The sequence below is a fragment of the Shouchella hunanensis genome, from assembly GCF_028735875.1.
In the GTDB taxonomy this organism is placed as follows: Bacteria; Bacillota; Bacilli; order Bacillales; family Bacillaceae_D; genus Shouchella; species Shouchella hunanensis.
The window spans coordinates 3,074,077-3,091,451 of sequence record NZ_CP117834.1 but is presented as its reverse complement, the minus strand read 5'-3'; the positions used below and the strand labels follow the sequence as shown (position 1 = coordinate 3,091,451).

At 40.7% G+C, this 17,375-nt stretch carries 22 protein-coding genes; 1 reads left to right on the top strand and 21 read right to left on the bottom strand.

Going from position 1 to position 17,375, the window contains the following annotated elements; all coding sequences use genetic code 11:
* Window positions 1–7: 7 nt before the first annotated feature.
* From PQ477_RS15860 to PQ477_RS15775, 18 genes are all read right to left on the bottom strand, one after another.
* Window positions 8–865: a phage tail family protein gene (locus PQ477_RS15860; RefSeq protein ID WP_274272469.1), complete on the bottom strand. Its 858-nt coding sequence runs from the start codon at window positions 863–865 to the stop codon at window positions 8–10.
* Window positions 865–3,627 carry a tape measure protein gene (locus PQ477_RS15855; protein ID WP_274272468.1) on the bottom strand — a complete coding sequence of 921 codons (2,763 nt, stop codon included), beginning with the start codon at window positions 3,625–3,627 and terminating at the stop codon, window positions 865–867. The genes PQ477_RS15860 and PQ477_RS15855 overlap by 1 nt, the downstream gene beginning before the upstream one ends.
* Window positions 3,628–3,680: 53 nt before the next feature.
* Window positions 3,681–4,199 (bottom strand): SHOCT domain-containing protein, encoded by a 519-nt coding sequence (locus PQ477_RS15850; protein ID WP_274272467.1) that lies wholly within the window; start codon window positions 4,197–4,199, stop codon window positions 3,681–3,683.
* 83 nt (window positions 4,200–4,282) lie between these two features.
* On the bottom strand, window positions 4,283–4,837 hold the full coding sequence (locus PQ477_RS15845) for a Gp15 family bacteriophage protein (protein ID WP_274272466.1): 555 nt from the start codon (window positions 4,835–4,837) through the stop codon (window positions 4,283–4,285).
* Window positions 4,838–4,847: 10 nt separating this feature from the next.
* Complete coding sequence (locus PQ477_RS15840) at window positions 4,848–5,222, bottom strand: hypothetical protein (RefSeq protein WP_274272465.1); 375 nt, start codon at window positions 5,220–5,222, stop codon at window positions 4,848–4,850.
* A gap of 42 nt (window positions 5,223–5,264) precedes the next feature.
* Window positions 5,265–5,768, bottom strand: coding sequence for a phage tail tube protein (locus tag PQ477_RS15835; protein WP_274272464.1), 504 nt, complete (start codon window positions 5,766–5,768; stop codon window positions 5,265–5,267).
* Window positions 5,755–6,165 carry a phage tail terminator protein gene (locus PQ477_RS15830; protein ID WP_274272463.1) on the bottom strand — a complete coding sequence of 137 codons (411 nt, stop codon included), beginning with the start codon at window positions 6,163–6,165 and terminating at the stop codon, window positions 5,755–5,757. The genes PQ477_RS15835 and PQ477_RS15830 overlap by 14 nt, the downstream gene beginning before the upstream one ends.
* Entirely contained in the window at window positions 6,162–6,512 is a 351-nt protein-coding gene (locus tag PQ477_RS15825) for a minor capsid protein (RefSeq protein WP_274272462.1), read from the bottom strand. The genes PQ477_RS15830 and PQ477_RS15825 overlap by 4 nt, the downstream gene beginning before the upstream one ends.
* Complete coding sequence (locus PQ477_RS15820) at window positions 6,509–6,850, bottom strand: putative minor capsid protein (protein ID WP_274272461.1); 342 nt, start codon at window positions 6,848–6,850, stop codon at window positions 6,509–6,511. Before PQ477_RS15820 ends, PQ477_RS15825 begins: the two co-directional genes overlap by 4 nt.
* Entirely contained in the window at window positions 6,840–7,244 is a 405-nt protein-coding gene (locus tag PQ477_RS15815; RefSeq protein ID WP_274272460.1) for a head-tail connector protein, read from the bottom strand. The genes PQ477_RS15820 and PQ477_RS15815 overlap by 11 nt, the downstream gene beginning before the upstream one ends.
* A gap of 13 nt (window positions 7,245–7,257) precedes the next feature.
* A complete protein-coding gene (locus tag PQ477_RS15810; RefSeq protein WP_274272459.1) occupies window positions 7,258–7,749 on the bottom strand; it encodes a head fiber protein in 492 nt (163 codons plus the stop codon).
* Entirely contained in the window at window positions 7,750–8,049 is a 300-nt protein-coding gene (locus PQ477_RS15805; RefSeq protein ID WP_124741831.1) for a hypothetical protein, read from the bottom strand.
* A 27-nt stretch (window positions 8,050–8,076) separates the two neighbouring features.
* On the bottom strand, window positions 8,077–8,988 hold the full coding sequence (locus PQ477_RS15800) for a capsid protein (RefSeq protein ID WP_274272458.1): 912 nt from the start codon (window positions 8,986–8,988) through the stop codon (window positions 8,077–8,079).
* Between the two features lie 11 nt (window positions 8,989–8,999).
* A complete protein-coding gene (locus PQ477_RS15795) occupies window positions 9,000–9,635 on the bottom strand; it encodes a hypothetical protein (RefSeq protein WP_274272457.1) in 636 nt (211 codons plus the stop codon).
* Between the two features lie 92 nt (window positions 9,636–9,727).
* On the bottom strand, window positions 9,728–10,825 hold the full coding sequence (locus PQ477_RS15790; protein ID WP_274272456.1) for a phage minor capsid protein: 1,098 nt from the start codon (window positions 10,823–10,825) through the stop codon (window positions 9,728–9,730).
* The gene (locus tag PQ477_RS15785; RefSeq protein ID WP_274272455.1) at window positions 10,812–12,293 is read right to left on the bottom strand and encodes a phage portal protein; all 1,482 of its coding nucleotides are present in this window, start codon (window positions 12,291–12,293) and stop codon (window positions 10,812–10,814) included. The genes PQ477_RS15790 and PQ477_RS15785 overlap by 14 nt, the downstream gene beginning before the upstream one ends.
* Window positions 12,294–12,307: 14 nt before the next feature.
* Complete coding sequence (locus PQ477_RS15780; RefSeq protein WP_274272454.1) at window positions 12,308–13,588, bottom strand: PBSX family phage terminase large subunit; 1,281 nt, start codon at window positions 13,586–13,588, stop codon at window positions 12,308–12,310.
* Entirely contained in the window at window positions 13,588–14,439 is an 852-nt protein-coding gene (locus tag PQ477_RS15775; RefSeq protein WP_274272453.1) for a terminase small subunit, read from the bottom strand. Before PQ477_RS15775 ends, PQ477_RS15780 begins: the two co-directional genes overlap by 1 nt.
* A gap of 102 nt (window positions 14,440–14,541) precedes the next feature.
* Between PQ477_RS15775 and PQ477_RS15770 the strand changes: the two genes are divergently transcribed.
* Entirely contained in the window at window positions 14,542–15,438 is an 897-nt protein-coding gene (locus PQ477_RS15770) for a DUF2971 domain-containing protein (RefSeq protein WP_274272452.1), read from the top strand.
* Between the two features lie 52 nt (window positions 15,439–15,490).
* Here the strand turns inward: PQ477_RS15770 and PQ477_RS15765 are convergent, their stop codons facing one another.
* The 3 genes from PQ477_RS15765 to PQ477_RS15755 form a co-directional block, all read right to left on the bottom strand.
* Window positions 15,491–16,051, bottom strand: coding sequence for a hypothetical protein (locus PQ477_RS15765; RefSeq protein ID WP_274272451.1), 561 nt, complete (start codon window positions 16,049–16,051; stop codon window positions 15,491–15,493).
* A 2-nt stretch (window positions 16,052–16,053) separates the two neighbouring features.
* Window positions 16,054–16,248 carry a protein YkzS gene (gene ykzS / locus PQ477_RS15760; protein WP_274272450.1) on the bottom strand — a complete coding sequence of 65 codons (195 nt, stop codon included), beginning with the start codon at window positions 16,246–16,248 and terminating at the stop codon, window positions 16,054–16,056.
* Window positions 16,249–16,346: 98 nt separating this feature from the next.
* Window positions 16,347–17,207, bottom strand: a complete 861-nt coding sequence (locus tag PQ477_RS15755) for a hypothetical protein (protein ID WP_274272449.1) — start codon at window positions 17,205–17,207, stop codon at window positions 16,347–16,349.
* Between the last annotated feature and the right edge of the window lie 168 nt (window positions 17,208–17,375).

The following is a 17,375-nucleotide window of genomic DNA, read 5'->3' as shown; positions in this document are numbered from 1 at the left end:
CAAAAGTTCAAATGCCTACATATTCGTTATTCCATGTGATTGCAACTAAACTAGACAGGTCTCCTGCATCTGCAATGTGTTCAATGCGGTTATGGCCGACCTCTAACGTTAACCAATCCGAGTCAGGGTCAAGGCTTCCGAACACATTAAATACCGTGCCTCCTCTATAAATCTCCACGCGTTTTCTTCCCGGTGTACAATCAATATGCAGAATTTCATTTTCTGCTATAGATCGGTTAATCCTCATCCAATCGCCATTTGTTCGGTTGATAATTTGCGGATTACTAACAGGCCCTTGTATATCAATCCTCACCGCAGATGGCATGTCCCCACTGTTGAATAAGCTTGTATAATCACCTGACATTCCTAGCTTAAAAGGAAGCCTGAATGGTAGCTTGAAGTTTCCTGTGTAAGCGACTAATGGCACGCTCGTTTGATTTGGATCACGCCAGTAAGGATTTAAAGCCCTTAACGTAATGGTTGATCGTTGAAAAAATGATTTTCGGTTTGATGAACCATCAGGAAAATAAGGTAGGCTCTCTGGTACAACCGAAATCTCTTTTATATCTGCACCGCTAATATAGCGGAGTGTACCCATACCCAACTTTGGATTAAATGCAGATGAGAGATAACGGCGTTTGGCGTTAAGATCTTCCTGACCACTAGCATCGATCACTAACCCTATTTCTAATTGTTTATCATTAAGCAGAGAATCAATATATACAGCCCCATCTTTGAAAGGTGTTTTTTGTGACTGAATTTCTGTCTCTGTATCCCCTAAACCTGTAAAGCTAGTAAGGCGGTATGGCCGAGCATAAAACTCGACCACCTGCCCTTTGCTATTTTCATAATTCAACTTAAACATTAGCTAAACCCCATTTCCATCGCCAACCGCTTTTGTTGTTTCTTCTGCTGTCTTGCCGATTCCGCCGGGGTTGATTCAGATGGCGTAAAGTAGTTCGTAATATTGGGCGAGTAAACGCTATTCATACCTGCGTTGGAACTTGAGGCGCTTAGTCCGCCAGTGTGATGAACAGGTATACTTGGGTTTAAAGTACGTGCTATCCCTTTTATATCGTTCATAATGGCACTCACTTCTGGTAACTCCGGTTTCATCCACTCTGCAGCTTCTTCCATCTTTCCGATTGTAGCGCTTTTTTCTTTGTCGATACCAATACCAAAACCGCGCATTAACATGACACCGACTTCATCCCGCATCCAACGCGACGGAGAGAAGATGCCGAGAGCACCAGTGATTTTCTCTTTAATACCATCCGTTATCTCAGTAACCTTGTCCCATACTTTTTTCGCCATGATTCCAATACCTCGAATTAACCCGGAAATGATGTCCTTACCGATTGAAAAAAGGTTAACGTTAGCGAGAAATCTTTGCGCTGTGTTCCAAATGTTTTGTATGGTGTTCTTTGCATCGTTCATACGCTCTCTAATTGCGTTTTTAATATCGTCAAACTTTTGCTTAACTGTGTTCCATATGTTTGCTAGCGTAGTTGTGAAGAACGATTTTATCGCATTCCACACGGTCTGAATGGTGCTTCTAGCGTTATTAACACCCGTTTGTATACTACTTCTCATGTCATTAAACTTTTGTTGAATGTTATTCCATATAGCGACTAGCGTCACTGTAAAAAATGTTCTAATTGCGTTCCAAACGCTCTGTATAATACTTTTCGCTAAATTTATAGCAGCACTTATGGCTGTTGTTATAGCGTTCCAAGTATTCGTAGCCGTTGCTTTAATGTAATTCCATAAGTCGACTAGGAATTGCCTTATGGAACCCCACACTGCACGAATAGTGCTAGATATAAACTGACCAGTCGCAACAAAGAAGTCTTTGATCGCATTCCAAATGTTCATAGCTGCTTGTTTGATGTTATTCCAGATTTGGGACAGGTGACTTGAGAAGCTTTCAAAGTCCAGTGTCACTAGGTCGAGGAACAATAAAATAACCCCTAACACTGCATTCTTAAGAATCTCCCAAGCGTTAACAGCAATGGTTTTGACTGTTTCCCAGAAAGCGGACATCCATTCGCTAAAGGATTCCCAAATGGTTTTTGCTGTTTCTACAATGTTTGTCCATGTTGCGCTAAAGAATTCGAGTAGCGGAGAAATAAACTCAATGAACGCATTATAAATAGCCACCGCTATTGCCACTAAAGGTTCGACAATCGCCATGACTATTGAAACAATCGTATCCCATACACCTTTCCAAAAATCAATGACAGCATTCCACGCACTCTTATACCAATCTATAAAACCAGTAATAAGGTTTGTCCAAAAAGTTACTACACTATTAAAGGCTTCCTTATACCAATCCCACAAACCTGAAAAGAATGATTTCACGGACTCCCATGCACCAATAAACCAATCCACAGCCGCCGACCAAACGCTTTTAATAGCTTCCCATGCAACCATTGAATAAAGCTTAATCTTGTTCCAAAGGTCTTGGAAAAATGCTGAGATAGGTTCCCAATAGATATAAATTAGCGCTGCCGCCGCAATCACGGCCATAGCAATTAATCCCCATGGATTAAACATTGCAACAACATTTAACGCTAGTTGCGACTTCTTTACAGCGTCAATTATTTTCTTTATAGAAACCCACGTAGAATAGGCTGTGAACACCGCGCCCACTGCCAAGGCTATAGAGCCTAAAATCGGCAACCAAGGTTTCAAGTTGTTATACATCTGCTTAATTGCATCAACAACGGGCGGAATATTTCCAGCAACCCACTTTAAAGCGTCCTCAAACGCTTTACCGAAGTCAGAAACCATTTGTCTCATATCAGGCAAACCATTTCTAACTAACATTTCATCTATGCCTTGAATGATGCTCGTTACTCCACGCGCGATAGCTGCTCTCATGTTGTCAAAAGAACCACCCCATGATGCACCCGCTTCTTTTGCGGCACCTTCTATCCCAGCAAAGTTTTCAGTTCCGTTCTTTAAAGCGTCATTCATAACGTTCATGAAACTATCTGCATCTAACTTACCTTTACTCATTTGATCCGCTACTTCTTCAACTGATTGACCAGTAGCATCTGCGTAAATTTGCATCGCCGGAATCCCCGCTTCGGTCAAACGATTCATTGTGTCCATCTGTACTTTACCTTTGGCGTACATTTGAGATAAAGCGGTTGAAACACTAGCGAAGGATTCATTACTACCGTCACCGTAAAAAGCAACAGCATCTCCCCACGCGGCTATAGAGTCCGTCGCTTTGTCAACACCCATATTACTTGTCACAAATCCCTGTACAGCTGATGCAGCCACATCTAATCCATAGGCCGTTCCAGTTACAATGTCATTTGTGGTATCAAGGACTTCGTTTGCCTTTTCACTTGATCCTGTCATTGTCGTCATGACTCGTTCGAATTGTTCCATCGTATCAATTCGACCAAATGCACGACCAATAGAATCTTTAACCAAGCCAATAGCTTTTGCACCTAAAGCGACGAGACCCAGCGCGGCTACAATCTGCCCAATCCCCATTGCTCCCTTTTCTCCAGAGCTTTGAAGACCGGATAGTTTACCATCTAAATCCGCAACACCCTTCGCCACGCTACCGTCGTCCAGCATAATATCAATAACGACTTTACCGTCTGCCATTTATTAACCTCCCTTCTAAGGGCATAAAAAAAGAACCCTTAAAAAGGATTCTCTTAACCTAGAAGCTCAAGCTTTTTCTTATTAAATTCGTCTTCTGTAATTATGTTTTCATCTAATAACTTCTTAAATTCTCTTATCTGCTCTGGCGCACTTACTTTGTCTTTTGAATCTTCCTCAATTTGAAATTCCTTAGCTACGGGATGTATTTCAAGTTTTTTAAAACCATTTGATATATCAGGTAGCTTCACTTCAATTATTTCCTTTTTCTTTGTTTCAGCGTCCATAAACGCTAAAGTGTAATGTGTTTTTTCTTTTTTTCTAGCACCGATTGCTCCGCCAATCAACGCACCTACCGGACTAAATAGCAATCCCACAGCGGCTCCTGTTAAAGCTTTCGCTCCACTTACTTCTTCATAAGATTTTTCTGATACACCCAAGAAATAGTATAACCTCTTACTAATTTTCACTACTCCTGGATCTTTCTCGATAAATATATTTATAAAACTCTTTTTTTTGCCTCCGAGCTGACCTTTTATTACGCCAACTGTTATTCTCTGTTGGAAAAATCCCATCCTTCATCATCCTTCCGTTTACTCATATACGGATATTATATAAAGGATGATTCGCTTATTACAATACAATCTGGTAATTTTATCTATTCTTCTTTCAACTCGTAAGTTTTTTTCAATTCACTCATGCGTTGGCGCTCTTTCTCTGTTCCTTTACCTTTTGGTAAATCGGAGGTTCGTATCTGGACGACTTCTTTAAACTTGGTATCGTTACGCAATCCACTTAACAGCGCCTTAAATTTGTTCCAATGCATCTTTCCTTGTTGCTCAAACAGGTCAATTCCATAATCCTGCATAAAGGAGGCGTAGATGTACTCAGCGTCTTGCGAGAGCGAATACACTTTGGCACTCTCGCTCTCTGGCATCGGATTGCCTTGTCTGTCTAGGCATGGCTTTAATTCCTTTTGTGCAACTGCCTTTTCAAATATTTGATGGAACACTTTTGATTTAGTCGATAAGTCCAGCTCTAACGAGGTACCAATCAACATTTCAAGTCCAGTTTCTACTTTTATGTCATCATCAAGCTCTGCATCTCCGATCATATCAATTAAACGGATGATGTTATCAAAGCTCATGTCTAATTTATACGATTGTTCACCGATCTCTATTTCATCGGTTAGGCTGTAAGCAAGCGAGAACAAGATGCCTCACCTACTTCTTTTTGTTTTGATACTTCTTAGCGCGCTCTTTCTGAGTCTTGCCGATCAATTCGCCTCGTTTAGTAAGCTCTGCTTCTAAGTGGTTCCGCAATTCTACGAAAATACGCATCATTTCCAATACCGAGGGTGCTAATTCATAAACCTTCTCAAACGCTCCCTCACCTAAATACATATCAAAACCGATTTTTAAGTGCTTGTTTATCTCATCTGAGTCCGTTTGATCATCCATACTTTTAAGAGTCTTAAGGACTTCCTCTGCTTTTTTACTTTCCTCTTTAATAAACTTGTCCGAGTAATCATATTTAAACTGTAGGTCGCCGATCTCGACGTCGATTTCAGGTTTTTTAAGTTCAATTTTAATAGCCATGTAGTTTCCTCCAATAGTAAGAGGGCAGAACGCCCTCCTTAATTATGCTTCAATACCTGCCGTTTCTGGTTCGTTTTCTGTTACTTCTGGTTTACGGTCAAACGAAATTAGGCAGCTAAACGCACCATACTCTGTAGCTTCCCCACCGGACGCTACGATGTTTGCAACTGTGGCGCGACCAATAGCCGTATCACCGTGCGATTCTACTTTTTTCATCATGATTTTACGCGCCTGTCCGATATTGCGCTTTAGACTTGCAACAAATCTCATGGCAGGATCGGTGTGGTCGTAAGTTCCCTCAAACGAATAAGCCTCTTTGACCGACATGACATCTGTTTCCGGTGTGCCATCACCATCGTAATAGCCCATATCCTCTGTTCCTTCGTCAGAATCATCCGTCACACTTGAAATCCATCGCGCTAGCTCCATCCACTCAGGCTCTTCCCCATTTTCAGGGATTGGAGCTACAAAGTAGGATGTAAGGGCGTTTTTTTGACGAGCGAAGAATTGTAAATTATATTCCAATCGTTGTTTAAATGGTTTCATGTAACTCACTCCTTTTAATGTATAAATCAGCCTTAAACATGGCTGAGTAATAGTAATACCGGTCATCTTTTCCGATGATATTCGGTACTGTTGTTAATTCAATTCCATTAAACTCGTAAGAGTCGTTATCACTTGGTACATCTCTCAAATTCTTTAGCAAGTCAGATATGAGTAGTAACGTTTGATAAGAGGTCAGTTCATTTTCGTGCTTCGTAGTAACTTGGAATGTAAACCCTTGATCATACGTCCCATCATAATAGTGTCTAATGTCGTTCGACGGTGTAGCAATTACCGCAATACTGTTACCATCTCTTGTCACACCAGAAACAACCTCAGCAAAATACCTACGTCCACCTAAAGCATCCTTAACCAGACGTTCTAAAAAATCCATCGTCATAAATTACTTCTCACCGCCCTTTCTGCCATATTCGACCACTGAGATCCATAGGCAGCATGAGCACGTTCAAACCACAAAGGACCAGCTAACGGATTAACATCTTTTGAAAAGTTCATGCGTAATCCGTAATAGATTTTACGAATATATGGTGTATCCCAAACCGCTTGACCCTCTTCAAAATTGGATGTTCGTAAGCTACTTGCTTGAGCGTTTCCTGTATCAAATGGAATGAAGTTGTTCGAATCCTTTACGACTTGCTGAGTTAGAATAGGACGAGCTCCTTTAACTGCATTAAGCAACTTAGGACCGATGTTTTTTGTATCAATGGTCACTTTGACGTGTGTCATTGCAACTCCACCTCGTAATGATGTGGCGTAACACCATCCAACGCAAAAAGGGCTTGGCATTGATGCACTCTGTAGTCATCCTCACCAAACGTAACCTTCGATTTTTCTTTTAACTTGCGGAAAAGAGGCGTGTTTTGAGCATCGAGGAATACGGTTCCTTTAAGCACAATCTCCTCACCGTTTGAATCCTGACGGATTGAGCTGGATGGCTCTACCCTCACTCGCTCAATCGTGATTGGATCCGCAAAATCTCCACCACCGAAAGGACCCTCTTCTTCATATTCTTCGTAAATGATTTGATGAACAAGTAACTTTTTCGGAATTGGTTTAATACGCACTGTCTCTCACCCCAACTCCGCTAAAAAGTAATCCTGTAGGCGCTAGATAGTCTATTAGATTGCGAGCAAAGGCGGGATTTTCTCCACCTGATGCCCGATTCCCACCACCATAGCTAAATTTACCGACCGAAACACCCGTTACATCATCGCCCGTAAGGGCAATGTCATAACCGCCGTTAAGCTCGTAAAACTCAACTTGTGCTGCAGTTGCTTTCATAACCTGCTCTTGTAAAAAGGGAGCGAGCCGATCAAAAGCATGAGTTGTTTTTAACTTATACCGCGTGAGTTGGTCGATTACATCACTCGCTCTTTCAGCATAAATATCAAACTTATCAGCTTCGATCAATTGCCCTTTGTAATCATTTGAGTAATAATCATGGTCAATATATGCCATGTTGCATCACCTCTTATTCAGAAGGTTCCCCAGGTGGTCCTTGGTCACCATCTGGACCCTTGTCTCCTGTTGGTCCTTTATCTCCAACTGGACCCTTTTCACCACGATCACCAGTCTCGCCTTTGTCTCCTCTTGGTCCCTTATCTCCGCGAGGCCCTTTTGCTCCACCAGCAGCCGAACGAATAACGCTAACGACTTCGCCCGCAACAACAGCATCGCCTACATAACCAATGCCATCATCCTCTGACGCTACGACTGTACCGCCATCACCAACCGTAACACTCTGACCAGCCTCTAAATCCTCACCTGCTTCAATATTCCAAGAAGGAGCACCTTTGACCGTTACGATAACCTCTTCTCCTTCTTTCAAGTCACGAGTGGAATGAAAAGCGGGTGTTTCACCAGATATTGAAGGTGCGACAGCAACGGAACCTTCACCTCCTATAAAAGAAAGCAAACGGTTTGCAGGGACATTCTCAGTGACTACAGCTTTGAATTGAGTCAATTATTTCGCCCCCTCTTTATCTTCCTTTTTATCATCCTGTTTCTTATCTTCCTTTTTTAATGCTGCTAGCTCTTTTTTCAGCTTGCTTACTTCTTTCTTCAGCTGATCGTTTTCCTCTTTCAAATCTACAACTTCATCCAGAGCACGATTGTATTCACCTACAGCAACCGTTTTACCACCAGTAGCCCTAGTAATGACCTTTCCTGCCTCGTCAATTCGGTCGTACCCTTGTGATAAATAACTATCTAGTCTACCGTTATCAACATTTAAAATTCGATTACCTTTTTTTATTTTAGCCATTGATATACCTCCTATGAAGGAGAGGGGTTAACCCTCTACTCCGCCAATAGTTGATCCGACATTAAATTTCACACCCGGCGCTTTCTTCTCAATCAAGAAAACATCCCAGTACTTACGCTCGTAATAGAAGTATTTACCGCCAGTTGTCGCGCTTGGATTGTCCATAGACACAAAATCATATTTCTGTGGAGCAATCACTGTTGTTGGGTGAATTAAAATCATATTAATTTGTTGAGCAGAAGAATCAACCACTGCACCATCAGTGAAGTCATAAGCTGTTTTCATACGGCTAGATGGAACAGAAATAATCGTGACTTCTTCTAAAGAACGTAGATTACGATTAACAGCAGCCGCGTCGCCTCGAACTTCAAGAGTACGCTGGATCTTCTCTGCATTCTTTAAGATTTTCTTCACTTTAGGAGTTACATAAAGCAAACGACCTTCCTGTGGCACTTCCGCCTCGTCCATTTCCTCCATCATGTCGTCAAAAACGGAGAGAATGGTAGACTCTGATAGTTCGTCTGTGTTTGCCTCTTCACCGAAGCCTTTATACTCGTCATACAGTTTTGATGCCATGTATTTGTCCATCTCCGGAATTTTGTGTTCTCCGTTAAATACGCGAGTAATATTGCTAATCGTTAATGCCATATTTGACTCGTCTACATCTAAAGGATCGACAAGTGTTTTAAATTCTCGGTCGTGATCCAAAGTTTTTGGAATAAAGTCATTGTCTACACGACGTGTCATTCCTCCAACCACATCACGGTCTACATCTTGAAAACCACCTGTTGAAATGCTAGGAATTTGGATTGTCTTAGCACTTGTGAACTTGATTGTTGCGTTGTTCGGTGTGTTATAAAGCGCACCAAAAGCTAATTCTTTCGTGTATTTTTGTTGCAATGCTTGCATATACATTTGTGCATAATTAACTACTGCCATTTAAATCACTCCTATTGTTGTTTGATACCAAAAGCTGATGCCCATTTTTCAGCCTCGGTTTGTTCTTGTTTTTGGTGCTGACCATTTGAAAATGAAGGCTTTGGTGGTCCCTCTTCCTTCTGTTCATCTGCACCGAAGTGCGGATAACGCTCGATGACTTGTTTAATAGCTGCATCCATGTCGGTATCATCGTTGACAAGGCGCTGAGCCAAAACAACAACATCCTCCACTGAGTCAGCTTTCACACCTGCTTTCATAGCGCTCATTTGAGCCTTTAGCGTGGCATTTTCATCAGTCAGTGACGTATTGCCCTTCTCTAGTTCTTGCAACCGCTCTGTTTGCTTCTCTTGCTCTGTCTTCTGCGACTCCTGCCATTCCTTAAACTTAGCCATGCCGTCTTTCGCAGTATCAAAGTTATCAATACCGAGTTGCTTTAAAAGCTTCTCTTGCGCTTTTTTAGCCTCTTTAGCAGAAATATTGTTAACATCGTCCTGCGTGAAAGACTTAGGTGGCTCCTCTTGTTGTCCCGATGGTTCTTGTTGCTGTCCTCCAGATTGATCCGTCTGGTCGGTCTGTTGATCTCCACTTGGTGGTGGATTTTCTGCAAAATACTGTAGGTCAAAAGGCAATTTATTAATCTTTTTCATTTTCAATTCCTCCCGTAAGGGTAATAGTCCCCGCGTTTGATTTATGGCGCCCACCTCGCGGTAAAAGGGCAAAAGAAAAAGCACCAAAGGTGCTAGGTAACTAACTGCTCCCGATTTCGGCGACGGGTACGCCCTGTATCGTTGATGAAATCTCGCATTTTCAACTGGCGCTGCCTCACAAGTTGCTTAGTTTGGTTCACGCCTTCCTCATCGCCCATTTCTCTCATCATTCGTTCCTCACGCTTTGCCTTGCGTATCGAACGTTCAATGCTACGCTGTTTTTGAGACTCATTGTAGGATTTATCGTTTTCAGCTCGATTAATCCCCTTCGGTCGAGGGATAGATACACCGTCAATAAAAGCATATTTTACGTGACGGCAGTTAAAACCGAACAAGCCATCAGGCTCTCCTATACTCGTTGACGATAGCGCAGGATACTTGGTGCTGGTACCACTGCGACTAAAGATTCTACCTTGATAAGGAGCGCATTTTGGTCTAGCACCCATGTGATCGGATATTTCCACTAAATCAACACCATGCTCATCCATACGAGCATCTTGCATATCGTTCGTCACACTGTTTGTAGTAGTACGGACTATCGTATTTAGATAACCTTCCACTGAATACTTTCTACCGTTCTTAACAAGGGCAGGTATCCCTTTATCTGCCCATTGCCTAGCAATCTCTCTCACGGCTTCTTGTGGGGTTTTGATACCAGTAAGAACACTAGCCGCCGATTGATTTATAATGTTTAAATAAGCCTGCTCTGCTCCTTGTAGTAGCGAAAGATTAACCATGTTGAACGTATTTCTTGTTTGATCAGCGTATTTTTGTAAGATGTTTCGCATTGTTTGTGATTGTCCAGTAGGAGGAGCAATTGCATGACCGCCTCTTACCGCTTCTGCAAGTTGACCGTCTATTGAGCGAATAGCTCTATATCCTTCATCTTCCAAGAGTGCCACAACTTCATTCAAAGCCATTCCACTATTACGAGCAATTGTGCGTATATTAATCTGATTAAGTTCGTTTAAGTCTTGAAGTTTTAGTAGCTGCCACGATGAAAAACCCTCTGGCGTAAGCAGAGAGCGGTCACGTTTTAATTTACGAGCAATGTTCATTAATATCTCATCTTCGATTTTGAGATAGATATTCGTAATTGGCTGCGAGATACGTTGACTACGCTCCAGCATCGTCATTCAATCCAAAGAAGTCTACTGCATCATCGGTTTGTATTTTATTCTCCTCAGCGATCTCCTGCAGCCATTGAATCGCTTCCTCCTCCGAAAGCCCGTGTACCTTCATGATAGCTCGTTTTTTCGATTGGATGCCACTGGACAACATCAACGTTTGTTTATTGATCTCGCCTAGCTTGTCCTCAGCAATGGAGTCGTCAAAGGAGACAGTCACTTCCCATTCGCCTGTTGGTGCGCTAAATGTTTCGTATAACTCTGCTGTTTGCACAATGCAATCAACTAGCTCTGTAAGCGCAGCTTCAATGACGTTTTCATGTGACTGTTTCGTTTTGAAGGTTTTACTGTTCTCGCTGACTACTTCCGTAGCAGTTTTAACGCTCTGTCCGTCGAACGAGAAGGAACCAGATGAAAAGCCTGTTTGCATGGCAAGAAGGTTAAGCAATGAATTTATCGCCATTACATGTTCTTCGACCCGAAGGGATATAGTAATGTCCTTGATCTCATCTGAATCCTGTCCGAGATTAAGAGCTTCGTATACCTCATCGTCTGCATCAAAGTATCGGACCATGTTCCCGTGCTCATCGACAACGGTACGTATTGCAGATGTCGGTACAATGACACGCTTTTTACCGAGCTTAAACTCCCTTTGGTAGCTATCAAAAGCGATATCCAACGACTTAATTGTATCCAAGGCATTCGCATAGATGGAAATACCAAGAGGGCTGTGCAAATCAATGTTATTTGCAATGCTAGGCTTAATGTAAACAAAATTTGATCGGGTGAAGTTCTCGATCTTCGTTTCTTCCTCCAAGTTTGGATAGAGCAGAGATAATGGAACAGGCTTTCCTAATTCATTATCCTTTGATTCGTACAACTCGTTTTTGACTACGTAAACTCCGTTCTCCCAAAGGTGCCACTCAAGGTGCGTAAACTTCTTATCACCCTTTTTGCTCTCATTTACGAAACACCCCTCTGAAATGCCTTGATTATCCCATGACACCGGAACAAAACAATCAGCAGTTACATAAGAGAGCTTAATTTGCTTCCCATCATGGTAGGGTTTAATAACCACTCCACCAAGCGCAAAAGAGTACTCTAAATAATCTTGAAATCGTTTTGTGAACTTGTTTTTCTTTAAGATACTCGCGATATTCTCTTTTAAATCAGGGTCAGAGACATTAATCTCACAGCGTTCGTTGAAAATAAGCGATGCCATTTCTTGCGAAACGACTTTCGGCATTCCGAGAGTTGCCATACGGCGCTTCTTTCCCCCGCTAACAGTCGTGTATCTAAGATCGTGCCATTCGCTTAGATAACCTTTATAAAGCGCGAGCCACGTATCTATATGCTTATAGTGAGCATCATCCATTTGTAATGATCTAACGTTAGAAATACTCTTTACGCTTTTCACTAACCCCATTCGCATCATCACCCCTTTCAACCAACCTTTTACCTTGCGGAACATCTTCTCACCGCCTTTTATAGCACGTATCGCTTATAAAAATAATTGTTTGCATACCGCGCTTCGTCCATTGCGTGGTTGTTATCATCTACCGGAGTACCGTTTTTGTCTCTCGCGTAAATGCCGATCTCTTTTATAAAATTGTAGTGATCGTATTCTGAGTCAGTTTGTTCTAGTAACACAAGTCGTTTGGATGTCATCGCGTTCTGTAAACGTTCAATACCGACCTCTAAGCCTTTTGATGATCCTTTTATGTCTTTATTGTTGTTATCAGCTTTCTCCGTTTGAATACCGAGCAAATGCAACTCCTCACGAAGCGATTTACAAGCCGGGTCAATATACACATCAGATCGACTCATGCCTGTTTTCTCTTGACACCATAGAATGAACTCTTTGATTTCTTTCGCATACACGCTCATTGCTTTCACATCGCCAGTTTCTGCCCCGCTATGGTAGTAGTGAGCTACCCGGTATAAGCGAAACTCTCGTTGCCCATCAAGCTTGGTAACAACGTTACATGAGACACTGGTTGCATCTGATTGACCGCCATCACCAGCAAAGAACATTTCGACTGTCTGTCCTTCCATTTTCTGAGCAACATTCTCTTTTACGTCGAACATGCTATAAATAACACCGGCAGGAATGACGCGTTTACCGAACCAGTCACGCTGTAACAAGTAAGGATTCTTTATAAGCGTTTCGTATATCTCTTGTTTCCTCTCCTCGGTAATGATCGGATTATCGTCAATTGTCCAATGAACCCAACGCGTCTTTTGAACGTCGAATACCTTTGATATCACCGGATGATTCGGCGCAGGAGGGTTTAAGTCAGCTAAATGGTAACGCATCTTGGCAGCGAATGTACGACGAAAGCATTCTTGTATAAAATCCATATGCAACAAGTCAATCTCACAAAAGGCAACAGAACCAAGCGACATACCCGTTATCGCTTTTTTGCTATCTACCTTTCCTCCACCCTTGTAATACACTTTTTTCACACCGGAAGGTGTGTGTACCTCCAAATGGTCGCCGTTTTCGTCATGCTTAATCTTAGCGAGATCCCCAAATATATGAATAAGGCCAAATCCGTCACACTCCATAAACAAGCGAAAGGCTTGCTCCTGATTATAAGCTGCGACAAGATGGTTTTGATCTGGTGTCGTTGCCAAATAATCGGCATAGCGAAACACACCCGCGGTAGTCTTCGATGACCGGGGCGTTCCTTCATTCACTTCAAGCGTATGATCGTAAGGTGCTCTAATAATTTGCAACTGCTTTGGTGAAAAGACAATTCCCATCAGCTATCACCGCCTTTAGCAGCAATAAGCGCTTCAAGGAGTGTTGTGTCTTTCTTAGTACCTTTGATAAGTTCGGTACGAGCTTTAGCAAACTCCGTATCCGTTTTAAGCTTCTCTTCTTGTAACTTGCGTTGTTGATTCTCAGGCAGGAAGTCAAAGTACTTCGTTAGCATTTCGAGAGCCTTCATTTTATCAGCGAGCTTAACGGATATTCCGTCCTTACCTTGTTTAACCTCAGTAACAATCGTCCCATCAATTTCTGATGAGCTTTTGAAATCAACATAGTTGTAACTATCCATAATCTCATTACCTTCATCATCAAAGCGGCGACTCCCATCCTCATTAAAGCTCGGTACGCTCTTTACGCCAAAATCGGCAAAGTCGGATATGTCAGCAAAAGCAATCTGAACGTATTTATTTAGCACATCCATTGCGTCTATAAACAGACCTTGATGCATTTCGGCTTTTACTCTACGTATTTCATCCGCGACTCTAACATTACCTAACAGCCTCGGCCCTTGCACATGAGCCGTGTTTGCGCTATAACCTGCCTTAATAGCCGACTGAGTAGCATTAAAGCTTTTAACATAGTAAACACAAAAAAGGCTTTGCTTGTCCGTTAATCCCTCGGCTTCCACAAAGACTGGCTCTTCTTTTATTTTCGTTTTAGGTACAACTGGTTTCATGGTTGCAACCTTGGTTGCATCCTCGCTTTTGGTTGCATCCCTTTCCCATCCCTCGCGACTCTTCCTGCTCTTAAGCGTTCCAAGCTTCGCCCCATGCTTTTCAGCTAACGCTTTTAAGGTGATGGTGGTTGTCTCGTATTCTGCTTTTATCTCTTCCCAGTTCATTACATGACACCTACCTCCTTTTTATCATTTTACTCAGAAAACCATTCACCTTTACACTGCGCACATGTCATAATAGTAAGCAATAAAGGAGTGCAATAAATTATGACGACTGAGGAACAGTTTGACCTGACTCAATTCCAGAAAAGCAATGAAATGGATTATATCCTTGCTGCGAAGATACTCAATTCAGCTAGTAACCTAACAGAGATGTCTAATTTGCTTTACTCAATAACTAGGCTTCATGTTCCAGAAAAGATCTACAAATACATTTCTCTAAATTCAGATGATAACTTGAACCAATTAAAGTTTAATACTCTGCAAGATAATAAAGTTTTTTTAAGTTGTGCGAGTCAGCTCAATGATCCATTTGACAGTAGGGGTTATTTTTATAAAAAACAAGAGATGGCAAAGCATCCTGAACTAAAAAGATTCAACGGATCAATTATCGACGATTTTGCAAAATACGCATTAGTATGCTCTTTCTCAAAAGTTGGTGTTAATAATATGCCAATGTGGGCTCATTATTCTAACAATCATTCTGGTTTTTGCGTCGAATATGAACCTAAGAAAAACGACGATTTATTTAGAGGTTGCCTGTTTACCATTCAATATACTGATGACAGAATCGATATAACACAAGCGATGGACAAGGCAATTACAAATCTTTTAAATCACAAGAAAAAATCTATTGACGATTATTTCAAAAATGTTCAAATCGAATTAATGCCTATCGCTTGGATAACGCAATTTCTAAACTGCGTCAAACACTCTTCCTGGTCATACGAGAAAGAAGTTAGACTGATTAATTCGGCTGTATCTACAGAAGTTTCTGTATCTAGAAGAGCTATTCCCTCTGCAATCTATTGCGGTTATAATTGTTCTGACGAACATATAAAAGAATTAATTCAGATAGCATTTACTAATAATATTCCCATTTATAAAATGATATTTGATGAGCAAAACCCTAGTTACGAACTAATATCCTATTCACTAGATTAACGCTAACAAACAAAAAGAGAACTGCCTCGTAAGGTAGTCCTCTTTTTATGTGTTATTTAATTTTATTCTCTTTTCTTTCTCTCTCTAACTGAACAACAACAAGTTCCACTTCTGTAAACAGTTTATCTAAATTGTTTTTTTGAGTATCCCTTATTTCGTGTATTTCTTTTAATTTCAGAAGTTTATTTTCTGTATTAAAAGTGATGGCGGCGTTATAAAAGTTATCATGTTCAGGTAATATTTTGCAAAGTTCGATAATCAACGGTTTTATATCTTTTTCCCAAGAATCCAACTGCTTTATTAATATTTCTCTATCGCTAAATTGGGTGATATTTAAAGAAGCAGCTCTGACAAGCTCCATAATCTCTCTTGCTAAAAATAATTTTAATGCTATTTTATCATTAAATGAAAGTTTTCTATTTTGATCTAATGTCATTTTCACACCTAAAAATGTGATTGAGCCACCAACGAATGAACCTATTAAAGCAATGAAACCAGATAGAATTGTAGAATTGAAATCAAACAGCGAAATAATAGCTGTAATAATAACTACATGAATAAAGACAATCGTTAGATATAGACTCCATAATAAAATCGCCAAAAATTTGTTCATTGCTAAGCCGTCCACCCCGGCTCATATGTGTAGATAATCGCACCCTTATGCTGCGCGTTCCCTCTAAAATTCTTCATGTCTTCCTGAGCTACTAATGCCAACCTAAACACATTGAACGCGTTTTTCTCTACTCGATACTCCTTTATTTCTCCATCTCTAAGCTGTTGTAGTATCTCATTTGCTAGTTCTTCTGTCATGTTAATCGCCCCCTGCTTTGATTATAGCAGAGGCTTGGTAACAGTTAACACACATAAAGAGAACCACCTCGTAAGGTAATCCTCTTTGTGTGTGTTAATTATTCTTCTGTTCTTTCAACAATAACTTTTGATGGGTACTTGAATGAAATATCTTCCATCTCAACTTCAAAAAGAAGTCTTTTTTCACCATTACTTTTTACGACATTATGACATTGCCTTTTGTGTTTAACATCGTAAAAGAATTCTAACTTTTCACCACTAATTGTCTCGTATTCTACTGTCATTTGATGAATATTCAATGGTCTGTGATCTCTGATACCTAATTTTTTATTGTCTTCAAAAGAAGCAACTCTATGAACTAATGGTATGTAGATTGTATTATTTGTCTTAGCGACAGGTAAAGCAAGTTCCATAACTCCAGCTTCGAAGTAAGACCTACCATGAAAATAACGTTTTATAAATTCATTGTCAGGAAAGACTGTATCCTCAGTAGATAACAAAGTTAACTTACAATTTCTTACGATTTTTGAATCCCCAATAAAACTTATACTAATAAAAGTCGTTACATTGGTAAAATCATTTGAATAATTACCCATTTGCTCAATGTAATCGTAATCAAATGTTAAAATAATCATATCATCTTTACCAGGACTTCCTCCTAAATTCCATTCTTTTTTTTCATAAGTAGTGCTGATAAAGGCTCTATTGTTTTCATTTCTATTATTACGGTCTTGCTTTAAATTGCTGTCAACTTGCATTTTCGCTACATAATACGCTATAACCGCGGCAACGACAGCGCTTATAGCTCCCCCTAAATAATTGCCAAAGAAGCTTAACCATTGGCTACCATTACCATATACATGTGGTAAAAAATTATAGCTTACTAAATAATTAACCCCAATTGGGGCTCCAAACAACAACAATATCGAAATTAGAACATATTTCTTTCTAATTAACATCACCCCCCGATTTTATTATACCAGAGGCCATCCCGATTTACCGACTCCCTTTTTTGCTTCATGCAGTCAAAAAATGGACACGTTGCCTTCTGTTCATTCACCCTCACCAGCCATATACACTTTTTACATTCGTTTATGTTTACTTTTTTCATACTCTTTCTCCTATGC